We start from the raw sequence: 12,015 nt of genomic DNA on the forward strand, positions 1-12,015 counted from the left end.
ATATGAAAACCAATAAATAGATACCAAAAGAACTTTAGAGGTATCTTTTATTCGTATTTAATATCCATGTACTGATTCCATGGAGTTAATACTGTGCGTAACTCAGCAGCATCGCAGAAAAAGCAAAGCAAAGGAAGTTCAGGGAACTGGCATCGTGCCGATATTGTGGCGGCACTTCACAAGCGAGGGTTAACGCTGGCGTCACTGTCACGCAGTCACGGCCTTGCGCCACGGACATTAAATAACGCCTTAGAGCGTCATTACCCCAGAGCTGAACGCATTATTGCCGGGGCTCTGGATACGACACCGGAAACATTATGGCCGGAAAGGTATGCCCTTAAAAATGGACCTAATAGCAGGTAAAGGATGCAGCCATGGCAACCACCATCACTGAAATAACGGAATGTTTTGAGTATTTTTTCTGTTCTCTTTATCGCAGGGAGTTCGTCAAAACCCTGCGTCTGAACGAATGTAGCGAGCGGGAATTACTGCCTTTGGTACGTTGCTATTTGCTGGGTTGGTTTGCAGATAACGTATCACCGGAAGTAAAAAGCAAGCTGCCAGGAACTGTATCCGGGCACGGTTACATTGATTTTGTCATTGATGATGTAGCCGTTGAGTTTGCAGTACGTAAACCAACTGCGGCACGTTCCAATGTCTCTGCGACCGTCAACAGTACAGAAGTAAAGAAATTGATGAAACATGACGGCAAAGCCTTGCTTGTGCTGTTTGACTTCTCTGACACGCCCTACTCACAAGAACAGATCGAATCTTTCCGCAACTGGCCCTCTCTTGGTCGAGGGAATCATCGCAAGTCCGCATTCAACGTCGTTTATTTCTTTGTGGAAAAACGCAGACCGCTGGCACTGGGGAAAATCACCAAAAACATCCGTATCACTTAACAGGGAATTAATTAATGAACAGAAAACTGTTGGCCTTATTGATGGCAGCCATAACGCTACCTGTCGCGGCAGCGCAGTACGTAAAACCTGGAGCGGTTCTAACTCTGAATCCGGGAAAGGGCAATGCTGAATTCAACATTAATGCCTCAACGGGGGATGGTTCGGGCGTATGCAATATAGAGGGTACAGCACAGCAAATAGCTGCAGGAGAAAGCCAGAAGCGTCGCTGGGTCTGGAATGACAATACCAGCCAGTGTGTTGCAGTAATTAGTGAACTGAATAATGGCAAGGCCAGCGTTATGACTCGTGGTTGCGAAGATTACTGTGGGGCTTCCGCGACAGGCGCAATGGATGGTCTATTTAATAAGAAGTAATAAGTATCGTTAATTAACGAAGGAACTACAGATGAAAAGAGCAATACTTCTGGTATTAATTGCAGCTGGTTTGCTGGCTGGCTGCGGCGAGAAAACACCGAAATGCAGTAGTGATGATGCAAAAAATCTGGTCGTAGATATTGCAAGAAAGACAATTGAGAAAGGCATGACACTGGATAAGGATGTGCGTATTTCAGTTGAAAATGTTAGAACAATTAGCCATGAATCAGGTCTTGATGTTTATCAGTGTGCTGCTGATTTAACGTTTACAAAACCAGACTTGCAAAATTCCCTACCAATCACCTACCGGATTCAGAAAACAGAGGATGGCAAGGGACAATTTTATATAAATGTGTATGGTTTATGATAGTTAAACGGCAAAGGATGCCAGTCGACAAGAAGAGGATTTTTTTTAGAATTTGACCGGTGGATGGGATTGATTCAGATTGGCACAACAGCCGAAGACATTCATGCTATACATTAGTAATGTTAGGGACTGTGACCAATCAATGACCGCCGCCGTTGTTCCGACGCGCTAATTTAATTGACTCTATATGTGCGCTCCGTGCCATATGCAGATATTAAAAAGAATCGCATGTATTAATCAAAAGGGAGCAGGTCACAGGCTGAGCTCACGGGTAGCGACAGCGATACGCTCAGCCAGTTTCAGGGCTTCATCGAGGAATTAGGGTGTGTACTGCTTACGGGCCATTTTGCTGGTCGATGCTGGTTTTGTCATGAGTAATCACCGCTGGCTGAGCGTCAATATATGACGGGTAAGATCATCGAGCGTTGTTTAAGGTAAGCGTTTTCCCCCAGGTCTAATTCTCTCCTTCACTCTGCCAGTGAAACTGAAACGCCGACCTTCTTGTATCCTGCATATTGATGACGTAGAAGTTGCGGGGAAAATACTCTGTTGGTGTCTCACTGAAGGTGTTTAATCCGTACAATGCAATTTGTTTTCCTGTTATTTCCGTTGGATCTGGGATGGTGCTGGAGGGCAAACGAAAGACCTTAACAACTGAATTATCGTGTAGCTGGATCTTCAGCGTAAGAAGATGATCGTCACTTTCCGCATCAAGTAATTTTCCACTGATATCGATTCCGCCATGCTGATGGTCAGAAAGAGACGGTTGCATCTGCTTGCGTAGCTTTTCTGTCCAGGCCGGGCACGAGCAACGGCAGGAACAATTGGAGCAGTACGTACCAGGACAAGCCAACTCATATACTGAAAGTGGGATATTCCGTGGCAAAAGTCGATTAATATTTTTGATAATTGTAGTGACCCGTTCAATCAGGTCTGTATTCAGTGTCCCTTCCCAACTATCACGGCTCCCCGTCAGAACTAACCCAATGTTCATATCCGGTGCTCGCTCTTGTACCATTATGCCATAGGCCGCAATCTGTAACAGGTTAGCTTCTTTCGGCTGGTTTTGTTCATCTGTTACCTTTCCGGTTTTCAAATCAACTACGTTTAACCGATCGGGTTGCTCCTGATATATGAAGTCGGCCCGCCCATGCATATCGAAATCACTGCTGGTCAGCATAACCTCCCGGCCAACGGGTAATGTTTTTTCTTGTGCAGGGCCCCCTTTTACGAAAACAGGCGGCATAAGCGATCTGACGTAGCGGATCTGGGTAACAAGCATTTGGCGTGACACCAGCCCGGCAACGCCGTGACGGTCATATATCCAGTTTGCTACCGGCCCGGCACGTCGATTGGCGGTCAGCTCGATCGAAAAATCATTTTCCAGTTGCCTGAGGGTATAATTCCCAAAAGCGGCCTCCCTGCGTATCACTGAATTGACCCGTTGATGTATTACCTGGCCCAGAATCACTCCTGAGTGCAGCGGTAAACGAGCGTAAGAATGAGCTTCACTTTCTAGCAGGTATTTCGCCGGGCAAACGGCGAAATAACCCAACAGGGAAGGAAGCACCGGACGAGTACGCGATAGCGTCATTTCATTCATTGCATTATCACTCCTGAGATGAGGACGCCTGAGTCCGTAATTTCGCCATTTCAGTCCCCATGCGGCGGGACAATGCAAAAGTATTCGTCGCGTCTACGTCCACCTCATATGAAAATGCCTCAAGTTCGGGGTTTGCAGCAAATGCAGCATCGGGATCCCAGAATGGATGTAGTACGGCGGCCCACCGCCCGTCACCGGTGCGAATCACGGGTATATTCCCCATCACTTTTACGTTACTGTCGCTATATAGCGAAGCGGCCTCTTTGGCTAATCGTAGGGCATTTTCCGGCCAGTCCGACACGCCTGGAGATGTAAAATCACCGTTCAGCCCGGCGTTATAGGTTTGATCCAGAAGAAGTTGAATAACATCCAGTCCCAGACGCCAGTCCAGCAACCCGTGATACGGCTGATTTCCGTATCGGTGCAGGCAGTGATAACACCCTTGAAAGCATCGTTCGCGATGATCGGATTGCAGGAACTCAGCCAGCGGGTAAGCCGTTTTGTTATTTAAAATATTCTTCATGACCTCAAGTATAATGAGAGAACCGGATGCGCCCTTCTGCTGCAGCCGTTCACATAACCCTGAACCATTAACCAGACGATCGGCCATTTGCAGAACCGGTACCGACTTACCGTTTTTCAGCATTTGAACGCGGGGTTCCAGAATTTCAATTTCTTCAGGATCAATATCCAATAGCTCTTTTGATGCATAGTTAACAATGATAAAAGACGCCGAGAGCGCAGCAGCTCTGAATGCCGGAGTTAGAGTGGAATACTGTAGCCGGAGACCCGGCGGGGTTTGGGCAACCATCAGCGCAAGTAGATCAGTCACTTTAGGCGCGGCAAGATAAAATGTGTTTCGGGTTTCTCCCCGATCGCTAAAGCGGTTTTTAACTAACAGGTCGGCCTCAATTATTTGACTATCCATCCAAACCCGGTTCGCCCAAAGCGGCTGGTAGGTCCCCTGCTTTCTGAAAGGGACCGATAGGCTCCCCTGTGTTGCGCTGAAACCACGCCATGTTTTATCGGTATAAATTCCCCGATTCAGGCGGTGCAGACATGTCTGTGGCTGAAGCTGTATCGCCACATTAACGTCAGGCTCAGGCGTTGCAGAAAAAGCGTAGGCTTCTGCAATTGATACACGACTGGCCGTGGTCAGGATCTGATCAAAATCCTCTTTGGCCGATTTTGGTTCCAACGTGGTGATAAATCCATAAGGAACATAGCATTGATAACGCTCTGCCTTATCCATAACGGCACCGCAGATAGTACATTCGGTAGCCAGAGAGTTTGCCGGAGCCCAGATGTTGCACACCGGACAGGCGGTCATTGTTCTGAGTTCACCCGGTTCGCAGGCATTTGAATAAAATGATCGTGGATTTTTTCTGCTCTGTTTAAGCAGTCCACTATAACCTGCTGTAAAGTAGCGTCGTTTATCCTGAACCAGAATTTTTCCGGGGGCAAATTCCTGTATCGCAATATCCAGATCGCGGTCCATGCTGGCGAATTCGATTTCTTTTTCACCTGTGCTGACAGGCCTTGTCAGCAAAAGGCGTGATCGGGTCGGCATGCCATACATTGGGAATTTACCGTGTTCCGCCAACGCTTCTGCCAGTCCTTTCGCCTCCATCGCGCTGTCGTTCAGTACGGCGTTGATATCCTGAATCAGCTGTTCCGGCGTCAAAGGCTGAATAATTTTCTGGAACAAATGGGGGTTTTGCTGTGTGCTAGTCTGGGCAAATTCATCGCGCGCCAGGATGGTTGCTTCGATGGCCAGCCGGATTTTTGGCAGCCAGTCCGTTTGGTTTTCTTTCAGCCAGTGCACCGGGAAAAACTCACCATGGTTATCAGGGACGTGTGCGTAGTCGTCAACCGGCCATGGGTGATCGGCTTTTTCCGTTTGCTGTCTTAACCATTTGAATGCCGACACCAGCCAGATTTTTCGTACCAGTCTCTGGCAGATCATTTCCAGCTTTGTAGTCAGAAACGGTGGCGGAGGGAGGTCGCCGGTAATTTTTTCCGGATAGCGGAAGTAAAACAGATCGTGACTCTTACTTCGACACGCGGTTAATACGAATGAAAACGCTTGTCCACGTCGTCCGGCACGTCCGACACGTTGTTGATAATTAAAGCGCTGTGGCGGCATGTTGGCCTGAAAGACCGCACGTAAATCACCGATATCCACGCCCACTTCCATGGTTGTGGTTACGGAAAGCACATCAACCACCCGAGCTGCCCGGTCAAGATCTCGATCGGGCTCAAAATTTTTCATTCCTTCTGGTAAAATATCATCGTCGTCGGCAATCAAAATACCTTTAAACCGGCGTAGCCTTGCCGCCGGATTTTCGGTCATTCCAGTCAGTTCCTCTGAGCGCATCCTGTGAATACCAGAAGAATGTGAGAGACGTTTGCCGAGATAGTGTTGCATCTGGAGCGTTTTTGCCTCACTGCACGGCGTTTCTGGTAAAGGAGAGTAGCAGCGAGTACAGATTCCCGCGCCGGTGTGCATGTGTATACGTCCACAACGGGAGCAGCGCCAGACACGATCGGTAGGTTCCGCCAGGCGAAAGTGCATTTTACCAATATCAATAATACCGCCCTGATGACCCGCCAGCTCTAGTCGCCGGAGAAAACTATCAATTAAAGATAAAGGCTCGCCTCCTGAACACTGGCATATCTCCTGCGTAAAACGGTACAGGCGGTTTCTACGATTGACATCGCGCGCTGAACTCCATGGAGTTTCTGGCTTTGTATATTGTGAAGGGGTAACCCGATATGCGTCCGCCAATACACGAAACATTGCGTCATAAATCGCGAGATGTTCCCGTGAGTCGTTTCCGGTAATGGGAAGGCAGGGATAACCCCAACCGGACTCTTCCAGCGCGAAGTAGGTTTTACTGAATACGCTTTCCCCCACCAGCCGTTTCAGATCGCGTGAAATCTCCTGTCGTGCCACAAGCAGGTTGTCTTCATAGGATGGAAGCGCCTTCCAGCACCACTCCCCCTGCGCGTTCTTTTCAAAGAGTTGTTGCCATGCAAAGGTCAGCGTGCCTTCTTCATGTTTTTCTGGATCGGGAACAGGCGCGATGCCAGTACGATCGGAAGGGTGAATACCTGCATCTACCTGCGCCCTTAACAGCGGGCCAAGCGATTGACCTGCATCCGGTGATTCAGGTTCGAGGATTTCACGCAAAGGTATGCAGTCAGCTTCAGGCTTTGATAATAACCCTCTGATTTTCTTTCGTTCATCAGCAAGTTGATCCAATTCATCCTCTTCCTCATCCGACCTTACGCTGAGGTTAACTAGTGTTTTGTTCCGGTTCTCTATCTCTGCCTGGCGTATTTTTAGTTGGTTATGGGACGGTTTATCAGCCGCAATGGTTTGTAGCGAATGGACAACAATTTCTCGTCTGACGTCGTCATGGTGACCCGATTCCAGATCGAGCGCGGCCCTTGCGGCATCTTGACGACTGTCTGAAAACGTTACCAGTTGCTCACGGTTACCCGATCGCTGTAGTTCCGCCACTAGCGAGCTGACCAGTAGCTGTGTCGTTTTCGAAAAACCGACGCGAAAGCTACGGATTGGGGAGAGCTTACCTTTGCCGTATTTATAGGACGTACCGCACGCCGGACACTGAAAAGGTAGCGCCGTTCCCGGTGACTGACTGGATGACTGGCCTCTTTCCGAGGAGGCAAATTCACCGGGTTTGACGTAATAGAACCAGCCCGCGATATGGTTTTCCGGTAGCGGTTTTAAGAGCAATACTGGGTGTTGAATAGTCGCGGTAAATGGATCGTAGCTGGCTTTTACCCAAGTACCAAAAGTATTGTCATTATCGCTGTTTAGCTCCTCATCTCCTTTCGGCCAGAAACGTTCGACGACGGGCATAAATAGCGCGTATTCTTCAGCAGATCGGCGTTCTACCATGACTGATTTTGCGTGTTCGGGCAGTTGTTCCGTATCAGGGTCGTTGGGTAAAAGTTCAATTCGACTTTCTGAACCGGAAAAGACCGAAGGTTTACCCCCCAAAAAGAGATTACCGCAACATTCACAATAGAGTAATTCGACACGCCGTGATTTTTTATCTTTGCCGTATCGTAAGCCGGATTCCACGGTAAGATCGCCAAAATATCTGTGATTAATTTCTTGCGCAGATGCAGCGCTAGGGACGGGCAATGGCGCGACATATAACCCCTCAAGAGCGCGCAAAAAAGCATGGGCGCGGAAACGGGGCGCACCGATATCATCAGGAAAGGCATGTGAAAACCATTGCGGCCAGTCTCCCTCAGTCGAGCGTAACCAGATTAATGCCTGGAGCGCTTTGTCACTATGGGGTTGAGCGTTAAAAAGGCGTGAACTAAGCATTTTGATTGACGTAGCTCTCGGAGAATGATCGTCCGTATAGCAGCCACTTTCAAGCAGGTTGGCCGCCTGTAAAACGACACGTTGCGCTAGTTGTTCTGTAGAGGCTTCACTGGCTGTCATTCCCATGCTGCGGGCGACATTGTGCCAGTGTTGTAATGAGGTAAGTGGTGCTTGCTGTAACTGAAGCACTGCATGATAAAACGCCTCCAGATCCCCCTGGAAAAGAGACATATTGCCCGGGGGAAGGGTGCCACCTTTGATAATACATTCTCTCCAGTCGCCGGAAGAGGCACCTGAAGGTAATCCCCGCTGACCAAACATCCCCCATAAATATTCGACGCTTTGATCACCTTCAGGCCCTTCAACGGGTAAAGAGGCGCTGGAGGCCAGAATACGCAATTTGTGTCGGTGTTTTTCCTGATCCAGCCCTAGCCGGTTGATCAAATGTTTAAGCAAGTAGCTGACTTCAGTACCGGCGGTTCCTCGCTGTAGATGAAGTTCGTCAAGAATAAGATAAAAATAGGCATCAGGATCGCGCTCAATCCACTGTCGGGTTTGCTCAAAAATAGGATCGTCCACCTCGCGAACCAGCATCGTTGAGAGCATGCTGGTGTTGGTGATCAGAATATCGGGCGGTGTCTTTTGCATTTCCCAGCGGCTGAGAACCTCTCCGCCAGCGGTTCTGGGGAAATTAAACGATAATTCGTTATCCTTGTCCTGCTGCGCTTGTCGTACCGCCTCCTGATGGGTCTCTTCCGTTAATTGCATATACTCACGTAGCTCAGTGATTTTTTTAGCCACGCGCTTTTTCTCATTTTTTTCTTCACTGAGTCGGGGATGTTTGAGCCAGCCAGTTACTTTAGTTGCGCTGGTATAACGGCCAAAAAAGATTCGGTTGCCGCCAAAATGCTCATCCATGACATCATGAGCTTCCCTAGAATCCAGTGCCCGTCGCATACGTACCAGTTGATCTTCTACAAGTGCATTCATCGGGTAGAGGATCAGCGCGCGTACCGCTTTCGGACGTGCAGCGGCCTCTTGCTCGCGCATGAAGCTGGGCTGTTTATCCGCTACCTTATGCCACCACGGTTGCCAGTGCTTCAACGCAGGACTTTGAGGCCAGCCGGTGGCTTCTTTTGCGATTTGTGCCAGAACCGGCAGTAAAAATGATTCGGTTTTACCGGAGCCGGTCCCGGAGGTGACAATGCCCGGTTTCCCTGACTGTACCCCTCTTTTCAGCATGTCCAGTTGATGGGTATAAAGATTAAAACGTCCCTTGGTTGAATCCGTTTTATTGCGGGGCAGAAGTCCACCTAAACAGAGGTCGATGAATGCCGCCCTTTGTTGCGAATTAAACCCTGGCAACCATGTCTGACCATGAGCATCATTTCGTAATTCACTGATAGTTAAGCTATAGTTCTGATATCGGGACATCGGCTCAAGAAATAGATCGGCGCATAATGTCCCTTGCTGTTCCAGTAACGCTCGCCGTTCAGTCTGTATGTCTGATGAACCAATACGGAAGGCCGTTTCAAGGTACGAAATATAAAAATCTCTTATTGATTCAAATGTTTCCAGTGGGTTATTCATTATTAATCCTTTGCTTATAACTGGAAAAGGGTCTCAAGTACGCTTGCAGATTCACCGGTAGTCATTTCCTGAACATATGGCCCTAACTCCGGGGCAAGAGCGTCAATCGTGGTCGCAATATCTTGTGCCGTACTACGGCCTAGGCTATAAGCCAGACGGGCAACAGCTTGTGCTTGTTCATCAGGAAGTAAAGAGAGTAGCGCTGCTTCTAGCACTTCCCTTGGCGCACAAGCTTGGTGCTCTGGCTGGGGGTTGTCCACATAGATTGTCTGCCATAGTTCAAGGGTAATACGAGAAGGCGTGATGTCAGTATTTTGCTCAAATGGCCGTTCATCCGACCATATATTTTCTGCAAGAAACAGGGGTAACTGGTAAGCAAGAGGAGCCTGTAATGGAAACGTGCTTTTCCCGGTGGTGAATGTGAGTAAAAAAAGTATCGGGTGTCGGATGGGCAAATGTCGTAGAGCCTGCCGCCGATCCGTCCAACTGCATGCGGCAGGATGGCGAGTTCTGAATAAGCACTCTTGGAGTTCAGGGAGCAGCGTTTCTGGAGGAGTGCGGTTAAAACCACGCAATTCAACGATGCTCGCCAGCCCTGCCTCTTGTTGATGGGTCAAAAAATCGCCTAGTGTCATGGTATCAGTATCGCCGGATAAACGGATCAATGTGGGGGAGTTCATTAAATCACTGAAGCTAAAATGATCGCTATGTACCGATACTTCTCCCCAAACATTCCCGGCTAAGAGGTTCGCTAGTGAGGCGATAGTCTCTTTCGTCTGTTTTCCCATCAATCCGACTGCGGGTGTAACACTCACAGCGGCAATCAGGCTGGATAATAAAGATTCACTTAGTCCCGTCGCCAGAGCCTGTTTTTCGATAGCCGATGATAGTTGATGTTTGCGAGTCAGGGCATTCGTCTCTGCTAATGGAAAATTAGAATTTACTGATTCGGCTACAGATTCTGGTGCTATTCGTCGTTGGGCAGGTTGTTCCTGCACTGTTTCATTTTTAATTATCGCCCGCAGTAATGCTGTCTGGGCCAGCGTTTCAATTCCCGCTTGAGATGCAGCTTCGAAGGTCTTTTTAATCCGTTGTTCCAGTTCATTTTCTTGCTGACGTAGCGCTTTATTAATACGATCGGTCTCTTTTTTCAGTTTTTTCTTCTGGTCGTCGATTTCATTTTCAAGCTGTATTTTCTTTTCAGATAATACCTTTATTGATTGTTTAATCTGGTACTGTTCTTCTTCGTAACGAGTCAGTGTTTCTTGTTTCTCAATATTAATTTGCGCTTCGACCTCAGGTAAAGCCAATAACTGTTGAGTCGTATCGTTAAGAAAGGATCTTGTATCTGCTATCTGTTCCAGGTGAGATAATGCACGAAGATAGGAAGCCTCATTATCAGACTCATGTTCAGCAATAAAATGGGTTAAATTTTGTAGCTGTCCTTTACTGAATTGAGGGAAATCTTTTGCTGAATCAGTTCGTTTAAGCAGGCGTTTGATCCACGTGCTGGCTTCAGCGCAATCATATTTTTTACTCACCTGAGGGAGTTCAGTGATCACCCTGAGGGCATGAGAACCAAGTAGTGTCTGAGAAACCTGACGATAACTCTCTAGCGGCATATCAAAGTCATATTTTTTAGGATCAGACAAGTCACCCGGTAATCTTAGGGATACGCCATCACTTAGGTGAAAAATGACCGCCGTATCGTTTTGCGGCTGGTAGCGGGTCAGTAACCACTCTCTGACAGCATCAGGCTCATCAGAGGCATGAGGCAGCGCAACGACAGGATAAACGCGCGACAGGTAGTCAGTAATAACATACTGCGCGGGTTTATCAGACGGCTGATATCGGGCTTTCCATATTGCTATTTCACCCCGAGTAAATTTTTTGCTGAAATAGCTTTCAAAACCAATGGCTTCACCTCCATGGGGGAAAAGATCTCTTACCAGTTCCTCCGGGAGGTCTCGTAGGTTGCCATTAATTAACAGACTAATCGGCATAACAAAAAAAGCGCCGGTCGCGGTTAACGCTAACACTTTTCCAATGAACATAACTTCGTCCATCGAACTGTCGATTTCTTTGGAAACAACGGGAGGAGCCTGTATTACACTGGTACCATCTATTGTTTTAAGGTCGTAACTGGCTTCAAACTGATCGATAAGCTCACCCAATTTTCGCGCCATCGGTAAAGAATGTTCTGATAGCTTTGTCCGCCATCGATTATCGGCTGTTCGCGTTCCCCTGAGTGCATCAACCAATCCCCCAACAAACAGCGGTATAGTGCGCTCTGGCTTAGGAATTTCTCTACCCTGACTAATTAAGGCACAATGTTCAATGTCTTCATCCATGAAATTAATTGTGGAAGAGTCAGAAACACCATGTTGGGGTAAATCTATTTCTTCACCATTCAGGAATTTCGTTATAATTTCAGGGCAGTCAGAAGAAATATAGAATCCCAGAATAGTGCGCCATAACGGTTTACAGTGTTCAATATCTTCCGCATTACTTTCTGCTTCTAACAGATCTCTAAGAACATTTTGTGGGTCATTTTGTTCAGAAAACGTTAAATTTTCACGAAGCCAATCAGACACAACAAGTTTGGCCTTAGGTGGTAACGTACGGAGAAAATGTAACCTTTTCTCTGGTCCTTTCGGTAAATTATCTGCTTTAGCGCCATTTCTGGTGAGCCTTTGCTTGCACTCTTGCAAGCATCTGATCAATTCATGAGATTCTGTACCGAAGCTGTACATTTGGCCCAGCCGGTCGCTGATAATACTTTTCTTTTTAGCCATGTTAAACGTTCTCCTTAC

The 12,015-nt window shown here is 47.7% G+C and carries 8 protein-coding genes; 4 read left to right on the forward strand and 4 right to left on the reverse strand.

The features are described from left to right. Positions 1 to 85: 85 nt before the first annotated feature. Positions 86 to 238 (reverse strand): hypothetical protein, encoded by a 153-nt coding sequence (locus DA391_RS24490; RefSeq protein WP_240624724.1) that lies wholly within the window; start codon positions 236 to 238, stop codon positions 86 to 88. Here DA391_RS24490 and DA391_RS12480 point away from each other — a divergent pair. Genes DA391_RS12480 through DA391_RS12495 form a run of 4 tightly spaced genes read left to right on the forward strand, consistent with a single transcriptional unit; the run spans position 166 to position 1,643 of the window. Further along, on the forward strand, positions 166 to 363 hold the full coding sequence (locus DA391_RS12480; protein WP_236936170.1) for a helix-turn-helix domain-containing protein: 198 nt from the start codon (positions 166 to 168) through the stop codon (positions 361 to 363). The genes DA391_RS24490 and DA391_RS12480 overlap by 73 nt on opposite strands. 11 nt (positions 364 to 374) lie before the next feature. Beyond that, positions 375 to 902 carry a hypothetical protein gene (locus tag DA391_RS12485; RefSeq protein ID WP_108087757.1) on the forward strand — a complete coding sequence of 176 codons (528 nt, stop codon included), beginning with the start codon at positions 375 to 377 and terminating at the stop codon, positions 900 to 902. Between the two features lie 14 nt (positions 903 to 916). Then, a complete protein-coding gene (locus tag DA391_RS12490; RefSeq protein ID WP_108087758.1) occupies positions 917 to 1,276 on the forward strand; it encodes an acyl-CoA dehydrogenase in 360 nt (119 codons plus the stop codon). 31 nt (positions 1,277 to 1,307) lie between these two features. Continuing rightward, on the forward strand, positions 1,308 to 1,643 hold the full coding sequence (locus DA391_RS12495; RefSeq protein ID WP_108087759.1) for a hypothetical protein: 336 nt from the start codon (positions 1,308 to 1,310) through the stop codon (positions 1,641 to 1,643). Positions 1,644 to 2,097: 454 nt separating this feature from the next. On the opposite strand, the gene DA391_RS12500 is transcribed toward DA391_RS12495, so the two are convergent. From DA391_RS12500 to DA391_RS12510, 3 genes are read right to left on the reverse strand one after another with little or no spacing between them, the layout of a single operon-like run. Beyond that, complete coding sequence (locus tag DA391_RS12500; protein WP_108087760.1) at positions 2,098 to 3,246, reverse strand: PD-(D/E)XK nuclease family protein; 1,149 nt, start codon at positions 3,244 to 3,246, stop codon at positions 2,098 to 2,100. A gap of 7 nt (positions 3,247 to 3,253) precedes the next feature. Then, positions 3,254 to 9,202, reverse strand: a complete 5,949-nt coding sequence (locus DA391_RS12505) for a DEAD/DEAH box helicase (RefSeq protein ID WP_108087761.1) — start codon at positions 9,200 to 9,202, stop codon at positions 3,254 to 3,256. Positions 9,203 to 9,216: 14 nt separating this feature from the next. After that, positions 9,217 to 11,997: a kinetochore protein gene (locus DA391_RS12510; protein WP_108087762.1), complete on the reverse strand. Its 2,781-nt coding sequence runs from the start codon at positions 11,995 to 11,997 to the stop codon at positions 9,217 to 9,219. Positions 11,998 to 12,015 lie beyond the last annotated feature (18 nt).

Source organism: Yersinia massiliensis (assembly GCF_003048255.1).
In the GTDB taxonomy this organism is placed as follows: Bacteria; Pseudomonadota; Gammaproteobacteria; order Enterobacterales; family Enterobacteriaceae; genus Yersinia; species Yersinia massiliensis_A.